The organism is Pyrinomonadaceae bacterium, assembly GCA_036277115.1.
GTDB lineage: Bacteria > Acidobacteriota > Blastocatellia > Pyrinomonadales > Pyrinomonadaceae > UBA11740.
The window spans coordinates 227,087-250,035 of the sequence record DASUNM010000024.1 but is presented as its reverse complement, the minus strand read 5'-3'; the positions used below and the strand labels follow the sequence as shown (position 1 = coordinate 250,035).

Annotated in this window: 14 protein-coding genes; 2 read left to right on the top strand and 12 right to left on the bottom strand. The window is 55.8% G+C overall.

Annotated features, from left to right (window positions below):
* Positions 1-95 precede the first annotated feature (95 nt).
* Positions 96-3,740 carry a carboxypeptidase-like regulatory domain-containing protein gene (locus VFX97_14560; protein HEX5704421.1) on the bottom strand — a complete coding sequence of 1,215 codons (3,645 nt, stop codon included), beginning with the start codon at positions 3,738-3,740 and terminating at the stop codon, positions 96-98.
* Positions 3,741-4,323: 583 nt separating this feature from the next.
* Here VFX97_14560 and VFX97_14555 point away from each other — a divergent pair.
* The gene (locus VFX97_14555) at positions 4,324-5,322 is read left to right on the top strand and encodes a tetratricopeptide repeat protein (GenBank protein HEX5704420.1); all 999 of its coding nucleotides are present in this window, start codon (positions 4,324-4,326) and stop codon (positions 5,320-5,322) included.
* Between the two features lie 85 nt (positions 5,323-5,407).
* Here VFX97_14555 and VFX97_14550 read toward each other — a convergent pair whose 3' ends face one another.
* The 8 genes from VFX97_14550 to VFX97_14515 form a co-directional block, all read right to left on the bottom strand.
* The gene (locus tag VFX97_14550; GenBank protein ID HEX5704419.1) at positions 5,408-8,653 is read right to left on the bottom strand and encodes a TonB-dependent receptor; all 3,246 of its coding nucleotides are present in this window, start codon (positions 8,651-8,653) and stop codon (positions 5,408-5,410) included.
* Positions 8,654-9,022: 369 nt separating this feature from the next.
* Entirely contained in the window at positions 9,023-9,733 is a 711-nt protein-coding gene (locus VFX97_14545; GenBank protein HEX5704418.1) for a CADD family putative folate metabolism protein, read from the bottom strand.
* Positions 9,734-9,755: 22 nt separating this feature from the next.
* Positions 9,756-10,622 (bottom strand): hypothetical protein, encoded by an 867-nt coding sequence (locus tag VFX97_14540; GenBank protein ID HEX5704417.1) that lies wholly within the window; start codon positions 10,620-10,622, stop codon positions 9,756-9,758.
* Between the two features lie 76 nt (positions 10,623-10,698).
* Positions 10,699-13,143 carry an exo-beta-N-acetylmuramidase NamZ domain-containing protein gene (locus tag VFX97_14535; protein ID HEX5704416.1) on the bottom strand — a complete coding sequence of 815 codons (2,445 nt, stop codon included), beginning with the start codon at positions 13,141-13,143 and terminating at the stop codon, positions 10,699-10,701.
* Positions 13,143-15,071 (bottom strand): glycoside hydrolase family 3 N-terminal domain-containing protein, encoded by a 1,929-nt coding sequence (locus VFX97_14530; protein ID HEX5704415.1) that lies wholly within the window; start codon positions 15,069-15,071, stop codon positions 13,143-13,145. Before VFX97_14530 ends, VFX97_14535 begins: the two co-directional genes overlap by 1 nt.
* A 12-nt stretch (positions 15,072-15,083) precedes the next feature.
* Positions 15,084-16,625: a sodium:solute symporter gene (locus VFX97_14525; GenBank protein ID HEX5704414.1), complete on the bottom strand. Its 1,542-nt coding sequence runs from the start codon at positions 16,623-16,625 to the stop codon at positions 15,084-15,086.
* 121 nt (positions 16,626-16,746) lie between these two features.
* Entirely contained in the window at positions 16,747-17,697 is a 951-nt protein-coding gene (murQ, locus tag VFX97_14520) for an N-acetylmuramic acid 6-phosphate etherase (protein ID HEX5704413.1), read from the bottom strand.
* Positions 17,698-17,868: 171 nt separating this feature from the next.
* Entirely contained in the window at positions 17,869-18,885 is a 1,017-nt protein-coding gene (locus VFX97_14515; protein ID HEX5704412.1) for a BadF/BadG/BcrA/BcrD ATPase family protein, read from the bottom strand.
* Between the two features lie 87 nt (positions 18,886-18,972).
* Between VFX97_14515 and VFX97_14510 the strand changes: the two genes are divergently transcribed.
* Complete coding sequence (locus VFX97_14510) at positions 18,973-19,920, top strand: LysR family transcriptional regulator (GenBank protein HEX5704411.1); 948 nt, start codon at positions 18,973-18,975, stop codon at positions 19,918-19,920.
* A gap of 3 nt (positions 19,921-19,923) precedes the next feature.
* Here VFX97_14510 and VFX97_14505 read toward each other — a convergent pair whose 3' ends face one another.
* From VFX97_14505 to VFX97_14495, 3 genes are read right to left on the bottom strand one after another with little or no spacing between them, the layout of a single operon-like run.
* The gene (locus VFX97_14505) at positions 19,924-21,039 is read right to left on the bottom strand and encodes an aminotransferase class V-fold PLP-dependent enzyme (GenBank protein ID HEX5704410.1); all 1,116 of its coding nucleotides are present in this window, start codon (positions 21,037-21,039) and stop codon (positions 19,924-19,926) included.
* Entirely contained in the window at positions 21,036-22,412 is a 1,377-nt protein-coding gene (locus tag VFX97_14500) for a heterodisulfide reductase-related iron-sulfur binding cluster (GenBank protein ID HEX5704409.1), read from the bottom strand. The genes VFX97_14505 and VFX97_14500 overlap by 4 nt, the downstream gene beginning before the upstream one ends.
* A gap of 14 nt (positions 22,413-22,426) precedes the next feature.
* Positions 22,427-22,669, bottom strand: a complete 243-nt coding sequence (locus VFX97_14495) for a type II toxin-antitoxin system HicB family antitoxin (protein HEX5704408.1) — start codon at positions 22,667-22,669, stop codon at positions 22,427-22,429.
* Positions 22,670-22,949: the final 280 nt, after the last annotated feature.

Below are 22,949 nucleotides of genomic sequence, written 5' to 3'. Positions count from 1 at the left end.
ACAGAATTCCAATACCACTATCCGCAATCCCGGTGGAAAAAAAGTGCCCGCAGCCTTTATCAGGTGCGGGCACTGCCTTAACCATGGAAATGGGATTAGAAGGAGAGCTTCGCCCCCAACTGAATCGTGCGCGGATCGCGCACGGTAATTACATTTCCGTAGGCCGCGTTCGTAATGTTCGTTTGGATGGCCCGGAAGTTCGTGTGATTGAAAACATTGAACGCCTCGCCACGCAACTGCAGACTGACGCGTTCCCCAAAATTAAATCTCTTGAACACTGAGAAATCCACACGCTGGGTCGGCGGACCATCAATAGTGCCTCGTCCTGTATTGCTCACCACGTTAGGCACCGTACCGGAGGTGGGATTCGGTTGGAAACACCCGGTGTTGAACCACTGCAAGAACGTATTGGGTGCACCAGCGTTCGGATCGCAAAGTGTGTTCGGCCGATTACCGGCAATTAGCGCGGGGATATTACCCAGGCCGGCCGGGTCAATATTCGCTCCTAGTGCTGTAAACGGCAGTCCGGTTTGCAGCGACACGATGCCAGACACCTCCCAGCCGCCGAGAACTTTGCCTGCGAAATCGTTCCGCTTGCTGAAGAATGGAATCTCATAGATGTAATTAGCGGTGAAGACATGACGGCGGTCCAGGGTGGCGCGACCTCGATCCGCGCGAATGTCGTAAGAATTCATTGGCGCCGTACTGCGGTCTGTTTGATTGTCGGTGAGATTCTTTGCCCAGGTGTACGCCACGTTAACTTGAGAGGCGCCCGTAAACCGGCGTTGACCCATTACCTGCAGGCTGTGATAGTTCGAGTTGAACTGCGGCGTGATCATTGTGATCGATCGATAGCCCCGGTACGGCCGGATTTGATCCAGAATCGCCGAATTAGCACCGCCGGTTCCGCCAAAATAGGACCCGGGGGCCTGGCAAGGAACCAGCGTCGCTCCCGGCGTTTGTAACGTCTGAGTGCCACTGGCGCATTGTCGAGTTAAAGCGACGCCAGGGGGAACCTCGTTCAATTCATACGCGCCAATCAGGTGTGTTCCCTTTGAGCCGAAGTAGCCGACGCTCAACATGGTCTTGTCGTCGAGCATGTGCTGGCCCTCGAGTGACCAATGCTGCATATACGGATCTTTCCAATCCGGTTCCATTGCGCGCACGGATAGGGCTGTCGCCACGGCCCCTGCCGTCACAGTCACCCCACTTGGAACTGGCTGATCCAGACGCGGCGTAGTCGCTAGGGTTCCGGTTCCGCCGGGGACCGCAGCGATCGAGAAAGTCTCCTGGTACGGCGGATTTCCTCCAATTATTTGGAGCGCCCAGCCGTTTAAGATTTGATCGTAGTAGATACCATAACCGGTGCGAATTGAGGTGCGGCCTTTACCAAAAGGATCCCACGCAAGGCCAAATCGCGGAGCAAAATTCGCCTTAGGCGCCTCAACGATATACTTGCCAAACGGCGAAGCCGCCGGCGTGCAGTTATTCGCCGCCGCCTGCACATTCTGCGCATTCACAATCATGCCGTTGCAGAAGTTTCCAGTGCCGACCACGCGGTTGCCGGCGCCGGTTACCTGCGGCGCATTGGCGGGGTTGTATAACTCCGGGACAAAATTCGATAAGCGCCCATTGCGGTCATACGGGTGCCCGAAGTAAGCGTGGCGAACGCCGTAGTACACGGTCAGATTGCGACGAGCACGCCATTCATCCTGCGCATAACTTTCGACCGTGAACTGACGAAAATCAGCCACGTAGTCAAACCGCGCTTGGGTAAAGCTGACATTATTTCCCATTAGGAAATTCGCGAATGACTGGAAGTTAGCGCGGCGGGTGGCGTTAGGTTCCTGAGCGGCGGCAGTTCCAGGCACGACTGTACCGTGGACGATGCTATTCGGCACCGTATTGAGAAACGCGCTAAATCCGCCCGCGTTGTTGCCGGCCAGATTGTTCTCGTTCTTGCGGTAGTACGAATACATTCCGCCGAACTTCATGGTATGCGTCCCCCGGGTCCAGGTAACATCTCCACTGAAGTTGTGCTTGTAGGAAAAGTTGTCGTAGTCACCGAACGTCACCAAATTACTAAAGCCGTTGCCGGTGATCGTGGGAACAAAGTCCTTGGTCCTCGCATAAGCCAGAGGCGGGGTAATCGGCGAATTGTCCAACGCCAGGGTGCCGACGGTCTCACTCAGGATTGCCCCGTAGCCATAATTCCAACGGCCAACAACCGCCAAGCTCGGGTTGACGACCCAAGTCGCTTGTAAGGTATGAGTCTTTCCAGGTGAATTGGTAGAACTGGTCGAGACTCCCGGCAAACCTGAACCGGATGAAAAGAGTGAGTTCGCATCGACCGTGGGGATGTAGTCACGTTCAAAGCGGTAGTAAAGCGACCAATCGTCATTGAATGCGTGGTCAAGCCGGAGAATCTCCTGCCGGAAATCCGCGATTCCGCTCGCCGGAAACGTCAGCACGCGCGTAACCGGATCGGAGGGTGGAGGCAATCGGTTATAAACAAAGCCTAGATACTGTTGCGCGATGGGATTGATCGCGACACGAGAAGAGAGAGGCTGGCCCGCCGGGAGCACTTCCAAACACGTGGCCGTGGCAGTCGTGGGAATGTTTGCCCGAATACAGATGTCCATGGGAAAGATTCCCTGCCGCATGTTCAAATCGGGCACGCTTCCACTCAAGCTGGGATAGCGACGATCCTTGCGTTGTTCCTCCGAGAAGAAGAAGAAGGTTCTCGACAGTCTCTTTACCGCGTCACCGCCTTCACCAAATAACGGGAGGTAAACCGGCCCGCTGAGAGTGCCGCCAAAGTTGTTGTAACGGAACGGCGCACGCTTGGCTTTGCCATTCGACTCACGCCCGAAAGCCGGGTTGGTAGCTCGGTTCGAGATGAAATCATTTGCGTTCAGTATGTCGTTGCGAACGAACTCATACAACGAGCCATGAAACTCGCGGCCACCTCCACGGGTGACGACATTAATCTGGCCGCCGCCGCTGCGACCGGACTCAGCCGGAAACAGACTGCGTTGGACCTTGAATTCAGCAATCGAGTCCACACTGGGATAAGCCTGAATGGTGATGTTCGATCCGCGATCGGTGACGTCAGACCCATCGACCGTATATGTATTCTGCGCACTGCGGGCTCCGTTGACCGAAATGTTCATCGTGTTTGCCTGACCAGCAGGGTTCGTCGTTCCCACATAAACCTGATCGGCGAGATCGTTCGAAACGCCAGGCGCCAGCGTGATCAATTGCACCCAGTTGCGATTATTAAGCGCGAGTTGAGTCGCCTGATCGCCGCTGATCACGGTTCCGACGGTCGCCGTAGTCAGTTCGACGGCGACTGGATTCGCTTCAATCGTAACTACTTCGGAAATGTCACCCGCATCCAATGTCGCGTCGAGAGTGCGACGAACACCAACGTTAACCTCAACGTTGCTTTGAATTTGTTTTTTGAAGCCCTTGGCCTCAAAGGACACGTCATAGCTGGTGGCCGGCAAATCGCCAACGGTGTATTGACCCTGATCGTCGGATTGTACGGTGCGAACCGCGAGTTGAGTTCCACGGTTAGTAACAGTGACCGTAGCCCCCGGAACCGATGCGCCGGCGGCGTCTTTTACCGTGCCCACAATTCCGCCCGTTATTTCCTGGGCATTCGCCCCCTGGCTCAGACCTAAAACTAGAATGACTGCTACCAGCGCGATTCGCAGAAATTTGACGTAGTCTCTCATTAGGGGATCCTCTCGATTCGGTTTTGATTTGCGGTTGATGGTTCGTCCTCGGAAATGCGAACTCATTGGCGGAAATTCACAAAAAATTTAGGCAACTCGCGGGCCGCCGCGCCAACCAGGCAACGAACGTTCGCGAACCGCGAATCCGCCTTGTCAGTATCATGAACTGACGGTCCCGGTCTACCTCTGATTGTTAATGTTCAGGTTTCGACAGGCGGTAAGATCGCCGCGGTGCCTGCCGGTAACCAACTTAGGGTCAGCATTTTATGCGACCTGTTCACCACATCAAAGCTAAAAGTACTTATCAGACGGATAAACATTAATAATGAAGCGTGCAAGGCCGGCCGCGAACCCGCCGAGTCGGAGCCTTTCGAGCTTCGTTGAATCCACACCGACGCCGATGTAAGCCTTCGAAATAATGGATGACTCTTCACGATTTTGGATCGGCCAACGAACCCGGCATCAACCCGGGCATGCTTGTCTCTCCAAAATCATTCCTGTTGACGCCAGCGCGAGACGGGGGGTATATAGGGCGAGTTAATAGAAACTGTTGCAGAGGCCTCACACGTCACGAGTTCCGCTCATGAAAAGGAATTATTTTGTCGCCGCTTTTTTCGTCAGCGTGCTGCTCATATCGTTATTAGCTCTTCCAGCCAAAGGCCAGTTACCTGGCACCGGAAACACTATTACCGGATTCGTTTTTGATCCCCACCGACGCGCTGTGGCCCAAGTCCACGTTGAACTACTAAACGACGTGAATGGCGTCCTCCAACGCATCAGAACCGACGTATCCGGACGATTTATTTTTAGGGGAGTTTCGCAGGGAAGGTTTCAGGTGCGGGTTTTGCCGCTGGGCACCGTTTACGAAGAGCAAACCCAAGAGGTAGACACAACCGGCAGACTAGGCAGGGACACTATACAAATTGATTTTTACCTTCGTTTGAGAAAATCAGCCGTCGCTTCTTCTGCCGCCGTAATTTTCGCGCAAGAGGTTCCCGACGAAGCAAAAGTCATTTATCAAAGAGCTGTTGCTGATCTTGATCGTGGTCGGATGGAAGACGGGATCGCGGGACTGGAGAACTCGCTCAAAATTTTTCCGGAATACTACTTAGCATTAGAGCGGTTGGGGTTGATGCATCTAACGCAACAAAAATACGAGCACGCCGTGGCAGTTTTCAATAAAGCCGTCGTAGTTAATCCGCGCAGTTTTAATGCATGGTATGGATTGAGTGTTTCACATTATGAGTTAAAACAATCGGAGTCGGCGGTCGAAGCAGCGCAAAAGGCGGTTAGCCTCAACTCAAACTCAGCGGATGCGTTACTTGCGCTCGGTGTTTCACTGCGACAAGCGAAAAGATATGTCGAGGCAGAGAAACCGTTAAAACAAGCGGACAAGATTACGAAAGGGCTCTCTCCCGATGTTCATTGGAATCTGGCCCTGCTATACGGGAAAAACCTCAACCGTTTCCATGACGCCGCGAACGAGCTGGAACTGTATTTGAAGACTACTCCAGATACTTCGCAAGCTGAACTCATCAAGAAACTGATTAAACAGTATCGTGAAAGTCCGCCCGCCAAGTGACGTCCTAATTCTTAATGGCTTCGCACAAAAACAAACTCGCCTGAATCGCTTCAGGCGAGTTTGCGAGTCCAGCTTTGAGATCCTTCTAGAAGAGGAACCTCACTCCGAATCTCAGCGTCCGCGGTGACTGGTACAGGAACGGCAGCCCGTACCGGATGTCGCTTCTGTCTGGTTGCGACGCTACGCGAGCCTGCATCTGGTTCAACAGGGTCCCGCCGGTGATGCCGTTAGCATAAGCGACCTGGCTTAATCCGAGGGCCGCGGCGTTAACCGGAGCGGTGCTTGGATTCACCGTGGTGTAGATGCCCGTAACCGTAGCTTGATCGAAGAGATTCAGCACGTTGAGATCGAAAGCCATGGTCAACCGATTCTCCGAACCAAATCTATAACGGTGAGTGATATTAAAGTCCGTCTGCGAATAGACCGGACTACGACCCAAATCACCGCGACCCAGGAATATTTGCGGCGTCACGGTCGAGGCGCCATAGATAGTCGTGGTTTGAGGCTGGCCTGAAGTGACGGTTTGAAAGCCTGCTATTTCAGTTGAATGTGTTTTCCTGCCCCTCCAATCAAAGATGTAGGCGCCGTAGATGTTGAAGACATGAGGCCGGTCGGTCTGAAGCCGCCCGTTGTCTTTCTCACCGCGTGCGGTGAATCCGATAAACGGCAAGTCAAACGCGCGACTTACGCCCGGTGAAAGACGCCCGTTAACCAGGTGCGGCTCATCCGAACTAGCCAGTCCTGAGTAGTTACCGTACAACCGGCTGTAAGTGTAGTTCGCATTGAAATACCAGTTGTCCTTCAAAGGTCGGTCGACGACAAATTCCACCCCGTCGTAACGGCGCTGCGGTCTTGTCGACTTGAGATATCCAAGCGTATTGAGCGTTTGCAGGTGCAGGCCCGCGCCAGGGTTGCCGATAATGTACGCCTCGCTGCCGGCCGCATTAACAATACCCGCGTCTTCCACGGCTTCATCGACATTCTTATACGTGTAACGCGCTCGCAAAATGTAGAGTCGGCGGAACTGCCGTTCTGCGCCAATCGTGAACTCCGTCTGCCGGAACGGCTTTAAGTTAGGATCTACGGCCCCGCCATTTAGTGCAGAGGCATTCGGATCGTTGGCGTTGACCCTTAAGTTCTTTTGACATCTGCTGCGCGCACCCGCAGTGATAAAACCGGTCGTCGGACAAACGCTCGGTCCGGTGAAACCGTTGAGGATGTTCCCAATGTTAAAGCTGGTTGACGTATCACCGGGGAAGAGCTCGAAATAATCTTCGAGGAAAATATCGCCGCCGAACAACCCGCGGGGCAGCTCGAATTTCACCCGGTCGAAGAACCGGCCGTAGCTGGCGAAAAGTTTCGTGTTGCCGTCGCCGGTAAGATCGTAGGCGAAGCCAAGTCGCGGAGCGATCTTATCGCCCCAGCCAAAATTGATTGCGCTTGGAAACGAGTTGAACGAGGGTAGATTCTCTTTCTCAAAACGGACACCGATGTTCACCGTCAAGCGCCGATGTGGCTGGTACTTATCCTGAATGAAGATGCTCTGGCTGAGGTTTGACCCAGTGCCATTGGTTCCGGTACGTCTAAATGAAGCAGATCCGACGTTCCCGGGCGTTGACGTTACATTTCCACCGATCAACGTGGCAATGTCGGTTCCATAGTTGAACGAGATTCGTCCGACGGTGGAATTACCCGACTGCACATCGTTAAGAATAGTGAATCGCTGATACCCGCCCCTCAATTCATGTTGTCCGCCGGCGCTAAATATGAAAGCCACGGAAGATTCAAACGATTTTCGCAGCGAGACATCCTTTCGGGTAATTGTATTTGCCCCGGTTGTCGTGCACGGGAAAGCGGCGTTTGGAGTTCCGCAACTAAAGATCTGAACCACCTCGGGAACAAAGTAATTGCCGTTCTTCTCGTTAAGGAATCCGCGACTATAACGAGCGTCGAATACGAGCTTGCTGGTCGCAGTGTATACACCAGCCAATGTCATCAGGTTCGAGCTCTGGCGCCCGCCTTGAAGATCGGTATATTGATTTCCCCTCAAGGTGCCAATGCTGCCCCCAAAGTTGGCGGTCGGAACATTTTGAAAACCAAAACCTGAAGAGGCGACATTCGTGAAACTGGTGGTCGGAACACTCCCCTCATCAATAACCGGGTTCCAGAGGTACGTGCCGGTGACCCTCAATTTATTGATCGGATTCGCATCAATCCGCCCGAATGCGTATTCGTATTTCCTCGTGCGCCGGTAGTGTTCGGTGGTGATGAATGTTCTTTGCGCCGCGGGAAGGTTTGTGAAGTAAGGCGTGTCGACTGTGGTCTCAAAAATCTGCGGCGTGTAGCTTGCGAAAAACCATACGCGGTCCTTCATGATCGGTCCGCTAAAGCTAGCCGAGGGAAATACGTTTGTTCCTCCCTGCTTAGCGGGGTTGAAATACTCAGCGGTCTGTACGAAGTTATTGGTGGAAACCGCACCTGAAGTGAACCGGGTCAGGAGCGGGCGTGGCTTGCCACCGAATTTCGGTACTTCGAACTGGAGACCGACTTCGCCGTGAAACTCATTACCGCCTCCACGAGTAACCACACTAACTACGCCACCCGTCGCGCCGCCGTACAGCGCATCGAATCCGCTCGACTTAACCTGAACTTCCTGAACCAGCGAAGTGGGAACATTGTAAGTCTCATTCAGCGTCCCGGTCCGATAATTGGTGACTTCCTGACCATCGATGACAAAAACGTTTTCGCCCCCGGAAGCGCCATCCACTGAAAAACCACCTGTGCGGCTTTCAGGACGCGTCCCGGGTACGGTTTTTAGCAGGCCGGTAAAACCGGAACCCTTAGGTATTAACTCAATCTTCTGAGCGCTAATAGTGGTCTGAATAGCGTTGTTGCTGGTATCGACTGCCACCGTGTCCGAAGCAACAATATTGACGGTACTCACAGTACTGCCGGTAGTCACCGTAATAATCAGTTGAGTGGCCTGGCCGATGGCGACGGTCACGTTTTCGTATCTTGCTTCGCCAAATCCGCTGGTCGGAGTTGTCACCACGTCATACATTCCCGGCGGAACCTGCAAGACGCGGAAAGTCCCCTCGTCATTGGATTGAAGTGTGCGATTGAAACCGCCACTAACACCTGTGGTTGTCGTGCCGCTGGCCGCAGCTTTCGCGTTCGTAACTGTCACGGTAACGTTAGGCACCACCGCGCCATTCGGGTCCTTAACAGTACCCTCAATACTGCCAGTGGTTTCTTGTGCGAAAACAAGCGAGAAGGTTGACAACACGATTACGACTAGAACGAACGCTCTTGCCGGATTCAGCTTATGCATGTCTGGACTCCTTATTGAATTTGACGGAGAGATAGGAATCAAAGGCTCAAGGTCAGAGGGCTCAAGCCCGACCCTTCCTAATCACGACAGGACTCAAAAACGACAGAAGCGTTAGACCTTGCCGACTTTAGATCCTGCTTTTTTCATTGGTGCGCGTCCCAGGAACCTGGACGCGCGGTGACCCCACAAAACGCCGCCATTATACGTAGTTCGGCAAATAAGAAAACCTAAACATTCTTATTGGCTGAATAACTCTCGCTAATGGCAAGGGCTGCGATTTCTATCGCGTGGCTGTCGAGACAAAGCAAACCGGCGAGTCCCCTTGGGAGTCTCGCCGGTTTCGTTTTGCTGAACTGAGTTGCGAAAGGGTTAAGCCGCGGCTGCGGTCGAATCGCAACTGGCCGGCTTGATGAAGGCGCTTTGCACGCCGGTCAGGAAGTCCCACAAAGCTTTTGACGCTTCGCCTGCCGTCGAGATAACTGCTTCACGAGCGGCATCGGATTCACACGCCTCGCTGAGAACTTTCAATTCAGTCTCGCGATGCCATTCATCAGCCGTCTCGTGAACCGTGAAGAAAGAAACTGCCCGGCTGTCTTCGATCCCGTAGAACTGCTTGAGTCCTGAGCGCTTTGTCTGCGCGACTTCCGGAATCTGGGACTCATAAGCGTAAAGAGCCGCCACGCCGCGACGGTAATCTTCACTTTGCGTCAAGGCCTTTAATCGCTTGACCGAGTCAACAGTGGACGGCAGAAGTTCCGCATTCTTCACCTCGTCGCGCGTCAAACCTAATCCCTCGGCGAACCGCAACCACAGTTCAGGGTGATTGTTCTCGCCGCGCTCTTCCTCGATCAGATTCTCGAGCAGCATCTGCCTGACCGCGACGTCATCGCAATGCGAATGAGTCGCGCTCACGTAAGTCGGAAACGCTTTGACGTGCGCATAGTACTGCTTCGCGTATTCCCTCAGCACTTCAACGTCAAGCTCGCCTGCGCTCCATAGCTGGTAGAACGGATGCTTCAGCATCGCATAGCGCTCAACAGAATCCTGTAGTTCCGTCTGAAATTCACTGACTTGAGTCATGTTTTCCTCCACTGAATGTTTGCTACTTCCAATTGCACGAATAATTCACGCCGCGTGATTTGGCAATTTCGGTGAACCTATCTTCATACCGTTTGGCGTACTGTTCAACCATGCGTTTTATCTTATTGAAGAGGCGGCACTGAAAACCTTCGTTGGCCATGCGATCGCGCAGGTAAAGCATCGCGTTGGCCTCGCCCCAGTACTCGCGGTCTTCCCAAATCTCAACCGGGTTGCCACCCATCTGTTGCGCCATTGCCACCAGCCGCGGATCGTTCACATTGTGGCCGTTGCTCAGGAAGAGCTTGTTGTAAAGCGGCACGAGCTTTAGCTGGAGTTTGTAGACATCCTCGGGCGTGTCGGCGATTTTCATCACATGGCCAAACTCGTGGGCGATTTTAGCCGCGGCGAGGACGTTGCGACTGATCATCTGATTCTGCTCGTACGGCTCGAGCGCGTTCATCACCGGATAATAGACCGAACTGGGATAGCCCTCGTCGATCCGGCTGCCAAGAAAAATAGTCGCTTCAACCAACTCGCCGTTGTCATTCCACTTGTAGTTGCCGGTGCCGGCGCCATACTTGTTCTTCGGCGAAACGGTGATCGTAAGCGTCAGGTGCGGATGCTTCGCGTAAAGCCCCCACTGCACGCGCGCGATTTCGGCCGCGAGAAATTCGCTTTTCCACTTGGCGTAACGTTTCTTATACCGCAGGTCGATCGATTCCTTCAGGTTCGGCCCCGACAACTGATCGCTCGCAAACGCCCGGGAGACTTCGGCTGACGCCGGTGCGGCACACCGCGCTGCTATCGGTGCGCTGCCCGACGAAGACCCGCCCAGACAAATCAGCGTCGCAGTCGCCATCAAGAAAAACGCGACAAGCCGAATTCTCATTGAAACGTCCTCCTGGTCAGATCGAGCGGAAAGTTCTCCGACTGGTAAATCGATGCGGAAGGATAAGTCACCAGGGTTATTCGTACAAGAGCACGCGCGCTCTCGCCAGCTTGAACTGGTCCAGAGGTGTCGCCCACGAGCGGATGATTGAATCGGGGGGATCGCCCCGCTTCACTCTTTCGAAGATGTCGCCATTCGCCAGCAGCCGGTTGAATTTGTCGATTTGCCAGTCTGACGGGTGCAAATGACGCAGCGCGGCCGCGAGTTCAATGCCCATTGACACGGACTGAAGCCGGGTTCGATCGGTGGCGATGATGTTGATGCCGCCGCACTCCTGATCTTTGTGCACCGAAGACTTGGGCGTGAAGCGGACGGGCACGAACCTTACGCCCGCAATCTGCCGCGCGTTGAGATAATTCGCGAGCGGCTGTCCGTCGAGCCACGGCGCTCCCAGCACTTCGAAGGGCGTGTCAGTTCCCCGCCCCACGGAGACATTCGTCGTTTCCAGCAGGCCGACGCCGGGATACAAAGTCGCCTGGGTCAGGCTGCGCATGTTTGGCGAGGGATTGACCCACGTCAGGTTCGTCGAATCGAACCACATCGTACGCCGCCAATTTTCCATCTTGATCACCCGCACGTCTGCGCCGATCTTTCGCTGTTCATTGAAGAGGCGCGCGAGTTCGCCAACTGTCATTCCGTGACGCACCGGAAGGGCGTGATACACCACAAATGAAAACTTGTCGCTGTCAGCGATTGGCCCCTCGACGTCCAGACCATTGATGGGATTAGCGCGATCGAGAACGTAGACCGGCAACTTCACTTTGGCCGCTTCTTCCATCGCGTAGCCAAGTGTCGAAATGTAAGTGTAGAAACGCGCCCCGACATCCTGAATGTCGAAAACGAGCGCGTCGAGATCTTTCAAGTGCTCTGGTTTCGGCCGTCGTGACTCGCCATACAGAGAATAAATCGGCAGGCCTGTCTGCTCGTCTTTCCCGTCGGAAATCTTGTTTTCATCCAACAGGCCGCGAATGCCATGCTCAGGAGAAAACAGCGCGACGAGCTTAACGCCCGGTGCTTTGAACAGAACATCAATTGTCGAACGGCCCGCGCGATTTCGACCGGTGTGGTTTGTAATCAAACCGATTTTCATTCCGGATAGTTGCTTGAAGCCGTCCCGCTCCAACACATCGATGCCCGTGAGTACCTGAGCGTCCGGCACTATCGCAGGCGCGGGCCGAGGGGTGTTCAAGCGCGCGAGACTCGTCAGCAATTCAGCTGACGCGTCGCCGGCTTGCGCGCGCGCTTTGGCGACTGTGGCGTCGGTTATCGCGCCGGCAACGATCGATGCGACGCGTCCACGCAGCGAAGCCACGTCCCCCTTGCCGTCAGGATGCACTCGGTTGCTGAGAAAGACGACGAACGTGTCACTCGCGGGGTCGATCCACAGCGACGTTCCCGTGAATCCGGTATGACCGAACGAGCCGAGCGGAAACAGGTCGCCCTTGTTGACTGAGAATGAACTCGCAAAATCCCAACCCAAGCCGCGCGCTGCACCGGTTTCACTGACTGCGTGCGGGCGAGTCATCGTGGCAACAGCCATCGGGCTCAGAATTCGCACGCCGCGATAACTGCCGCCATTGAGGATCATCTGACAGTAAATCGCGAGATCGTCGGCAGTCGAAAAGAGTCCCGCGTGGCCCGCAACGCCCGCCATGCGAAATGAAGTCGGATCGTGAACCTGGCCGCGCAACCACTTCTCGCCTTCGGTGCCTGCGTCCGCGCCGCTGTCGCCGAGATAGTTCATTTGGCCGCGACGTTTTTCGGTGGGCGCGATGCGCGAACTCGTGGAAGGATTGAAACCCGTGTCTCGCATCCCCAACGGAACGAAAATATTTCGCCGCGCAAACTCATCCAGAGTTTGTCCACTGACGCGCCGGACAACTTCGCCCAGCGCGATGTAGCCGATGTCGCTGTAAACGAAACGTGTGCCGGGTGTACTGCGCAACGGCTCGCGCTGAAGTCGCTTCATCGCTTCGTCGTACCCCGTCCAACGCTCGCGCAGATCGAAATCAGGTTGAAAGCCGCTCACGTGTGTCAGCAGTTGCGCGATCGTGATAGCGTCGCGGCCTCCGCCTCTCATTTCCGGAATGAACTTAACGGCCGGGTCGCTCAGACGCACTTCGCCGCGCTCAACGAGAATCATGATGCTGGTCGCAGTGGCGACGACTTTCGTGAGACTCGCGAGATCGAACATCGTGTCCGTCGTCATCGCTTCGCGTTGCGGCTCGACGGCACGCGAACCGTACGCTTTACGCCAAACGACGCGTCCGCGATGGCTTGCCACTACAACAGCTCCGGGCAGTTCTTTATTTTTGATTGATTCCGCGACGACCGCGTCGATTCGCGCCAAACGATCGGTGGCGACACCTGCGACGGCAGGTCCGCTGGGAGGCTGGGCTGAGATCGAGCGCGCCAGCAGCAACGCCAGCGCGATGGCCAGTTTCGAATGTCGAGCGATCATTATTGAGACTGAGCGGAATTAGCCTTCAACTGGATTCCAGCGCCGAGAGGATACAGACCCGGAAGCGAAATCGGCAAACGGCCGCTAATGTTGTTCTTCCCAAGCAATGCTTCAGCAGTGGCCTTCTGCAAGCTCGGCATATCGCCGTAGACGACGAGATACGTTTGCAGTTTCGGGAAATTCATCAGCAGGTATGGATTGCCAAAGCTGATCCCCACCAGGGGCTTGCGCCGATCGATCAAGGTATTCAGTGCTTTCGCGCCGGGCTCGGGTAGCGCCACGCTGCGCGCCTGGCCTGAGCGTACGCGGCCATACATCGAAACAAGCACAACGTCTGCGCGCCCCGCCGCATCCACGGCTTTCTTAACTTCGGATTCCGACGACCGATCGTCGAGGACGATCGTCTCAAGCTTGACCCCGCCACGACTCATGGTTCCGTTGAACGTCTGAGTGATCCAAAGACGATCGTCGCCGTTTGTGATAGCAAGATTGAGGACCTTCGAAGCCGGCGTCAGTTTCAGCGGCAGTAGTCCCGCATCATTACGCACCAGGGTTACCGCATGTCGCGCAATTTCCTCGGCGAGCAAGCCCGCCGGTCTTGCAGAAACGATCCGGTCTATTTCGTCGATCGGCGTAATTCGCTGTTTCACCAACCCGAGGTCGTACTTGGCGGCGAGAATCTTGCGCGCGGATTTTTCAATACGTTGCTCAGTTAAGCGGCCATTCTTCACCGCCGCAATTACCCCGCGAAAAGCAGCGTCGGCATCGGCGGGCTTCAAAAGTTGATCGGCGCCGGCCTCGAGCGCGCGCACGGACGCTTCTTCCTGGGTGAAGTACAGCGTTAGACCGCTCATGCTCATCGCGTCGGTCACGATCAAACCATCGAATTGAAGATCGTCGCGGAGTATCGCATTGATCTTCGGCGAAAGAGTTGTCGGCATCGTGCCTTTTTCAATCACGATTTCGCCGGCTTCGTCCGTATCGATAGGTCCGACTTTCCGGTCACGCGGCAAAGGTGTGATCACGGTCGGATCGATTTTCGGCAAAGCGATGTGGCCATCCATCACCGAACCCACACCGGCGTTAACAGCCGCGCGGAAGGGCACGAGTTCGACGCTGTTCAGCCGCTCGCGTGTCACGTCAATTTCAGGCAGTCCGCGATGCGAATCGACCGCGGTATCACCGTGTCCGGGAAAATGCTTAGCGGTCGCGATCACACCCGCATTCTGCACGCCTTCAACAAAGGCAGCGACGAATCGCCCGACGGCAGCGGGATCTTCGCCGTACGACCGGACGTTGATTACCGGGTTCGCCGCGTTGTTATTAACGTCCGCGACCGGCGCGTAGACGTGGTAGACCCCGAGCGCACGTGCTTCCCTCGCGGTCACATCGCCCGCTCGCCGCGCGTATTCAGGATTTCCCGTCGCCGCGGTGGCCATCGCCCAGGGGAAATTTATGGTGTCGTCGAACCGCATGCCTGCGCCGGCTTCAAGATCCGCGGAAATTAAGAGCGGATACTTCGCAAGTTCCTGCATCCGATTCACCAGGACCACCGATTCGTAAACCGGCCCGCGAAACAGGATGATTCCGCCGACGTGGTTATCAACAATTTGATGACGCAGCGCATTAAAAGCTGCGCTGTCCTGATTCAGAAACGTGGCGTTAACGCCGACTGAAATCAACTGTCCAACCTTCTGCTCGAGCGACATCTGCTTGAGTTGTTTGTCGGCCCACTTCAGCGCGTCCTTCGATGGCCGTCGCGTGTAAGGCTTGACCGGCGTCTTGTCCGCGGCCGGCGTTGCCGCAACGTCGCGCGTAACGGAAACAGACTCTGCAAAACTTCGTGGCAGCGGTACCAGCAGGAAAGCAACGATAAGGAAAATCGCAAGTCGTCCCGGCTTGGTTGGTAATCGTTTCAATTTGATCATGAAGAGCGAATCCTATTCTGAAATTTCTTCCAGCCCCTCGGTGGGCGAAACCGCGAGCTGCTGGCTGCGACTCGCGGGCGCGGCTGCAAATGCGAAACTTGCCAGCCAGGCTGCGACCAGCGTAATGAGACTGCCGATAAAGACATACCACGTCCACGCGATGCCCGTCGCGAACCGGATGTAGATCATGGCGGCCATGCTCGTTACCATGCCGATAAGCGCGGGTGGTTCGCTGACGCGTTTCAGGAACACGCCGACGAGAAACACACCCAACACCGGCCCATTGATGAGCGATGCCACTGACAGCGCTTGATCCAGCGCCGATCGATTTTGATTACGCACCAGCAACGCTACGCCAATTTGGACAACTCCCCAGAGCAGCGTCAGCCAGTGCGAGACTTTCAAATAATGCGTGTCGCTGAGTTTTTGTCGAAACGGCCGGTAAAGATCGTTAACCGTCGTGGCGGCGATCGAGTTCAACGAAGATGACATAGCGGCCGCGAAGATTGCCGCCACGACCAGCCCCGACAATCCGGTCGGCAAGTGGCGCGTGATGAAGTCCGGGAAAACTCGATCGCCGCCGGTGAACGGATACGCGGTCGAGGCTGCGGTGGCGTAACCGGGATCGGTGTGTGGATGATAAAAAGCAAACAGCAGCACGCCGATGAAAAGAAATCCGATGAACTGGGCGAGCACGATCGCCCCGCTGGTGAGCAGCGCCGTCGCCGCGCGCCGCGGCCGATCAGTGCAGAGATAGCGCTGCACGAGATACTGATCGGTCCCATGGGTACTCATCGTCAGAAAACATCCACCGATTAAGCCCGCCCAGAACGTGAAGGTCTTCGTCATGTCGAATGAAAAATCGAACAGCGAAAACTTGTTGAATTGCGAGCCGAGCGCGAGCGCCCCGGACAATCCCCCTTCGATCGATTGCGTGAGAATGATTGCCGCGGCCAGCGCGCCCACGATGTAAATTCCCAGTTGCACGACCTCGACCCAGATGACCGCTTCCATCCCACCGAAATAGGTGAAGACAATCATCGCCACGCCGATCAGAATTATGGATGCGACCACAATCGTTTCTGCGTTAGCCGTCGGTTGAAATGACGTGTAGACGGCGGCGAGGACGATCGCCGTCAACAACAGACGAATCCCGTCGGCGATGTTTCGCATCACCACAAACAGCGACGCCGCCAGCATCTTGATCTTTCCGCCGAACCGTCGATCGAGCAGTTGATAAACCGTCATCAGCTCGCCGCGAAAGTACGAAGGGATAAAAAGGATCGCGATCACGATGCGACCCAACATGTAGCCGAAAACTAGTTGCAGAAACTGGTAGTTGCCACCGCGCGAGAAGGCGATGCCCGGAACCGAGATGAAGGTGATCGTGGAAGTTTCGGTAGCGACGATCGAGAACGCTACCGCCCACCAGGGCACGGATCGATCGCCGAGAAAATAATCGCGAGTCGTCTTCTGTTTGCGTCCAAACCACGCCCCAAACAGGACGATACCGATTAGGTAGCCAAAGATGATTGCGAGATCGAGAGCTTTCATGCTCGGTTCGGCAGATATTGTCGGAACCGCCTGTCACCGGGGTCCCCGCGCGAGCATCTCGCGTGGGGTGGCCGTTAGCGGGCGGTTAAATCTAATCGCAGGTAGCGTTCACCAGCAACGATCAACCGCCCGCTACCGCAGGCGGTTCTGACCCCGCTTCAGAACTAATCAATTCGAGTGCGCGGGCAATCACTCCGTCAGCGGCTTCGAGAGCGTCCTTCGCACGAAGCTGACTGGACTGCGATTTGGCCATGACGATCGCCACCGGCAAATCGCCTTCGGCCGCATCGAGAACTTTACTGGCTGACGCTGCGTCAATGCCGGCTTCAGCCGTCAGGATTCTCACCGCACGCGCACGTAGCTTTGCGTTCCGCGTCTGTACATTCGTCATGCGATTGCCCGTGACGTAGCCGAGTCGCACTAGCGTCGCGGTGGAAAGCATGTTCAAGACCATCTTTTGCGCCGTGCCGGCTTTCAAGCGCGTCGAGCCGGCCACAACTTCAGGTCCGACGACCGGTACGATCGTGATCTCCGCGGCATTTGTAATAGCCGAATCCGGGACACAGGTTATCGCCGCAGTGAATGCTCCAATTTCCCGCGCGTACTCAACCGCGCCGACAGTGTAAGGCGTCCGGCCCGAAGCTGCTATTCCGACTAACGCGTCGTCTTTGGTAAAGCCGCGCGTTTGTAAATCACGCGCGCCCGCTTCGGCGTCATCTTCGGAAGCTTCGACGGCGCGATAGCACGCTTCGAATCCGCCGGCGATGATGGCTTGCACCAGTTCTGGCGAGACACCGAACGTCGGCGGGCATTCGGCTGCATCCAGCACACCCAAACGGCCTGACGTCCCGGTTCCGATGTAAAACAAACGTCCGCCGCTTCGCATTCGCTCGACGATTCTGTCCACCGTTTCGGCTATCTGGGGCAAAGCGGCGTTTACGGCAGATGCCACGCGCGCGTCCTCTGCGTTCATCACTTCAACGATGTCCAGTGATGAAAGCGAACTAAGATTCGCGGTGCGCGGATTTTCCTGTTCAGTGATCGGAACTGTCGCGGAGCTGTCGGAGGGCATCGGTGAAAGTGTCAGGTTTCAAGTTCCAGGTTTCAAGTTAGAGAGCGCGGATGTCAGTACCATCCCCGTGAGCGGATGGGTCTAAAGTCAACGTCGTTGAGTTACTGACCCACCCGCTGACGCAGGTGGTACCGACCTCATGGCCCAACTTGGAACTTGAAACTGTCTGGCCTATCCGGCCAGAGCGTATTCGTCGCGCAGGTGCGCGTGCGCGATGCGCGCAGCGGCCATCACCGGCGGAAATAGGGGCTGCGCCAGGTAAGCGCGTTTGGCAACGGTCTTGATTTGTTGTTGCATGGCGCTGAGCAACAAATCACCCGCGCCATAAACTCCGCCCACGCACGCGACGCGAAACTCTTCTTTTTCCATTCGCAGTTTCTTGATCACAGCAATCGCGGCTGCGGCCAGTTCCCTGCCGGCCTCTTCAAGAATTTCGAGCGCCACAGCATCGCCGGACCGCGCCGTGCGCACGACTTCGCGCGCAAAGCCCGCCAGACGATCGTTGGTCATCGTCGGCGAATAGATTGCAGTCGATAAGTCGTCAGCATTTTCCACTCTGAAATATTTTAAGGCTGCGTTTGTCACCGCGGTGGCCGGACCGCGTCCGTCGGCGCCGTGCGCAACCGCCTGCAAAGCCTTGCGCGCTATCCACGAAGCGCCGCCTTCATCGCCGACTATCGGACCCCAGCCTCCGGCACATGTTTTCTTGCCTTGCCGGTTTCGGCCACAACAGATTGATCCCGTGCCGGCGATGACTACTAATCCCGGTTCGCCGTCGGTCGCTCCATACAAAGCGATTTCGCCATCAGGCAGCAGCTCGATGGATCGAATTTCCTTCAGGCACTCATTCAACTTTTCGAGCGTGCATTGATGGATATCTTTGCGTCGCACGCCGGCTAATCCAATCGTCGCGTTCGAGATATCGTCGCGATGAACAGCCGCCTCAGCGCAGGCGCGATCGATTGCCTCGCGCACATTACTCACCGCTTTCGAAATGCCGACGCGCAGAGGATTCGACGGCCCGGACTCACCCTGGCCCAGCACGCGCTGCTTCTCGTCCATGATCACGGCGCGAGTTCCCGTGCCACCACCATCGACGCCCACAACAAGGCCTTTGGCGCGCTGTGCTCGTGGAATTACGGCGGGCAGAGATTTTCGGACGTTAAGCTCAAGCAGGGTGCTGCTCATTTCCTGTGATTTTAGATGCGCAAGTTGCCATCATGGAAACTAAAAGATTTTATTCGTGTAATAATCAGGCGTGATACAGTAAAGGACATGGAAATCCGACAATTGAGGGCCTTTGTGGCCATCGCCGAGACCGGCACTTTCACCGCCGCGGCTGAACGGGTGCACGTCACCCAGGCCGCGATCAGCATGCAAATACGTCAACTGGAACGCGAGACGGGGGTGAGACTTTTCATCCGCGCGCCGCGCAAAGTGATCCTGACTGAAGCGGGCGAGAAGCTGCTCGATCGCGCCCAGACCATCTTGCGCGAGCACGACGCCGCGCTGCAGGAGATGGCGGCGCTCACTGGCGCTGAGAAAGGCCGTCTGCGCGTTGGTAGCGCGTCGGCAATGGTGAGCGGAGATCCACTGCCACATATTCTTAAGCGATTGAAAGACGATCATCCGGCCGTGGAGGCCTCTGTCGTTTCGGGAACCAGCGAAGAGCTGGTGCACCGCCTAATGGGCGGAGAGATTGATGCCGCGTTTGTCTCCCTCCCTGTCGAGGCGCGGGGCGTTCAGACTGAGTTGCTCAACGAAGATTACCTGGTCGCGATCGCTTCGCCGCGTCACAAACTGGCAAAGCAGAAGGTGGTCAGCCCGTACGCGCTCGCGAACGAGAAGCTAATTCTCGGCGAACGCGGCGGAAACACGCGCCGCCTGATCGATCAATTCTTCGCGCACGCGGGGGTCACGCCGAAAATCGCGATGGAGTTAAGCCGGCTGGCCGCCATCAAACGAATGGTTGAGGAAGACATGGGCGTCGGCATTGTGCCCCTGCAGTCCGTGCGCGACGAAGTCGCCAAAGGAACCTTGGTTCGCTGGTGGATCGAAGGCGCGCAAATCAACTGGCAGCTCGGACTGGCGCGGCTCGTGGGCGGTTATGAATCGCCGATCCAGAAGAAGTTTCTGCAACTTTGTCGGGATTACTTTCGCGAACACGCGGCCACGACTTCCAAAGACAAGCAAAAACAAAGCCGGAAAGCGGCGCGCGCCTGAGGTTTAGCCGCGTATCTCGTTCAGAGCTGCAATCAATCTCTCGATATCACTTTCGTCGTTGAAGAAGTGGGTAGCCGCACGAATTCCTTCAGGCTTTTCAGTCACAATAACTCCCCGACGAAACAGACCCCGAACCACATCCGCGGGTTTATCGATCTCGATCAGCGTTTCAGCCGATCGCGATCCATCGTTCTGAACCGGGGAAAGCACTTTCCAATTGTTCTCGGTAAGTTTGTCGGTAAGGAACCGATTCAACCGAAGCGCGCGCGCCTGAATGTTCGCGATGCCGACCTGTTCAATCAGTTCAAGCGCGGCCCCAAGTGAGAACATGCCGGCAAAATGCGGGCAGCCAAGCTCGAGACGGGCGGCGGCATCGTGACGCGGCCGCAATTCGTCGTTACGCATCTCAAAAGGTTCTTCGACACTCAACCATCCGAGCGCGCGCGAAGAAGTTTGCTGCAAAAGACTGCGGCTTAGATAAACAAACCCGGATCCGTAGCCTGACATTAACCACTTGTGGCCGGTCGCACACAGCGCGTCGATGTTCATTCGCTTCACATCGATCTCGAAGACACCCGCGGATTGACTCGCATTAATTACGAGGACGTGGTCACCTTTTATTCTTCCTAACTCATCCAGGTCGATACGAAAGCCGTTCGAGAACTGCACGTGACTGAGGGCGACGACGCCCGTGTGCTGCGTCATCGCGTCGCGAACATCTTCGATTAGGAGTTCACCATTTGTCGCCCGCACCAGATGAACCGGAATGCGGCGGTGCATCCACGGCAAAGTAGTAACTGGAAATTCGAGTTCGCAGGAAACCACTTCCCCGCGTTCTTCCAGCGCATCGACAATTACGTTCATCCCCGAAGATGTGTTGGTGGTGAAAGCGATCTCATCCGGTTCAGCATTGATGAATTTCGCGATGCGCGCGCGGATAGCTTCGCGTTGCGCCAGCCAGCGAAACCAGTGCACGTCGCCGTCGCTCATCATCTTCTGATAGTAATCAGTCGCCGCGGCTTGAGAACTGATCGAAACCGGGCCGGCGGCGGCGCTGTTCAGGTAGGCAAACCGGCGCGTTACCGGAAACTGCTCGCGAATCGAAGTCCAATCGGTCATTTTTGATTAGTGTTGTAGAAGCCGGCGCGGGCATACGACTCGTCGAGCAACTCCACCGGATGGCAAACACGCAGATTCATTCCCACGAGTTTGGCGCCTGCCGCGATTTGCATGTGGCATCCGGGATTGCCGGTGGTGAGGACTTCCGCGCCCGACTCGTTGATGTGCTTCAGCTTTTCATCCAGCACCGCGCGAGATAGTTGAGGCTCGAGCAGGTTGTACACGCCCGCGCCGCCACAGCAGACATCGCTTCCGTTCAAATGCGCAAACTTTAGATCAGGAATCGCCCAGAGCATCTGTAAAGACGCATCGGTCGCGCGCTGCCCATGAAGCAAATGACATGACGCGTCATAAGTCGTGCGCTCGTAGCCGATGTTTGCTCCGTTGCGAAAACCGATCGTTTCGAGCTGCTGCCCAATGTCGCGCACGCGCGCGCTGAATTGCTTCGCACGTTCCGCATACTTCGGATCGTCGGCCAGTAGATGTCCATACGAAACGAGCATCGCGCCACAACCACCCGCGTTCGTGACGATGGACGGTGGATGTCCGCCGTTTGATCCACCGTCGAAGGCCTCAATGTTCTGTCGCGCCAGTTCGCGCGCGCCTTCGAGGTCGCCGGCGTGAGCGTGCAACGCACCGCAACAGATTTGCTGCTTGGGAACCTGGACTGCGCATCCGTTAACTTCCATTACTCGCGTGGTCGCGTCGTTGACGCGCTTGAACAAACCTTCGGTGACACAGCCTTTGAAAAGCTGGACTGTAACGTTGGCCTTAAGAGGAGCGCCGGCATTCCCGACTTTGTCGGGAGTCGTAGGCATCTTGCCTGCAACCCCGTCGCTACCGCTCCGGGTACTGACACGCGATGCCTCCAATAACGCAAGCCCAAATTGAAACTGCGTCGAAAGCTCGCGCGGAATGTTCGTTTTCAAAAGCAATCTCGGTAAGCCTGAATCGCGGAAAAGCCGCGCAAACACGAACGCAGCTTTCAGACGCGCCGGCTTCAGCCAAACGTGACGCAAAACGAATTTCAGCAGGCGGTAAACACCGGTTGGCTTCTTCGTAGTCGCGGAGATTTCCGCGCGCGCTGCTTCCAGCAGATGTCCATATTCAACTCCCGCCGGACACGCGGCTTCACATGCGCGACATCCCAGGCAACGATCGATGTGCGTGCGAAACGCATTCGAAGTGCTGGGCAGGCGCCCTTCCTCAACCGCACGCATGAGATAGATGCGACCGCGCGGACCGTCATTCTCGTCGGATGTCACCACGTAAGTGGGACAAGCTTCCAGACAGAGACCGCAATGAACGCAGGCGAGAATTTTATCTTGTTGGGCGGAAAGCTCGCTCGAGAGGTTTGATAGTTCAGCGGCCATGCTTCCGTTTGACGCTAAGCGGCCGGGGCTAGCTCTGCTTCGTTCTGAACGACGACGTTAGGGTTAGGATTAGGATCAGGAATCGGCGGTTCCTGTTGGACCAGCAACTGGACATGCTCTTCGATTCCCCACTTCGCCTTATAAAGACAGTCCTCGATCGAATGGCCAACACCGGTGAACCCCTCGAGAGCAGGAGAATAAAATCCGAAAAAAGTAGGATCGGCGGTCGCCTGGATAATGAGCGAATACTTTGTCATCGCGATTTCTCCCACGCTGCCCTGCAGAATCTCCAGACGCCTATAAGACTCGCCAGGAATAAAACCAAACCGGCTAGAGATATGTATTTCTCGTATCCTTTGAGACGAGTGTTCTGCAAAGCTGGGTCTGCAAGAAACACGTAAGCACAAAGGAACATCGCTGGCGGCAAGTTAGTGCCCGAAAAGAACGCGCCTACGAAGCTTCCTAAATCAGACACGTCGAACCGCCTTTGTCTAACGATAGTGAGAAGAAGAACAATGAGCGTACAAACAGCGCCGA